1 protein-coding gene is annotated in these 596 nt (G+C 64.6%); it reads left to right on the forward strand.

Annotation, left to right across the window (positions count from 1 at the left end):
• On the forward strand, positions 1-500 hold a 500-nt coding region (locus EOC06_RS44140; protein WP_281062130.1), incomplete at its 5' end, for an acyl-CoA dehydrogenase family protein.
• Positions 501-596 lie beyond the last annotated feature (96 nt).

Raw genomic sequence — 596 nt, forward strand, 5'->3', positions numbered from 1 at the left:
GTGTCGTCGGCCTCGCCGCAATCGGGCATACCGGTTGGGCTCTCGGCACTGGGCGGCGGATGCTGGACGAGATCGCCAAGTTCGCCCGCACGAAGTCAGGCCGCGCTGGGCTGATCGGCGAGAGCGAGAAGTTCTGGCACGACTATGGCCGCGCCGAAGCTCGATATCGCGCTGCCCGCGCCTTTGTCTTCGAAACCTGGCGCGACATCGAGGCGACGGTCGAGGCCGGCAACAGCGTATCGACGCGACAGATCAGCCTTGTCCATCTGGCCAAATCCGAGATTCACGAGGTTGGCGTGGATATCTGCAATTTCGCCTACCGCGCCGGCGGCGGCGCGTCGCTGCGCGCCGGCGTGATCCAGCGCACCTTCCGCGAGATGATGGTGGCTGCCAATCATTTCACGATCGCGCCGTCGATCGTCACCTCGGCTGGTCGCGACATCGGCGGCCTGTGGAGCGATCGCGCCTGGCAGTTCTACGACCTGATCGAGAAGAAGTAGTCGCAAGGGCCGGACGGCGGACGCCGTCCGGCCCCTATTTCACGCTGCAGAAGAGAGATGTCGATGAGCTTCCCGCATCCGATGACCAACGCCTTC

This window comes from Mesorhizobium sp. M7A.F.Ca.MR.362.00.0.0, assembly GCF_004023175.1.
Lineage (GTDB): Bacteria > Pseudomonadota > Alphaproteobacteria > Rhizobiales > Rhizobiaceae > Mesorhizobium.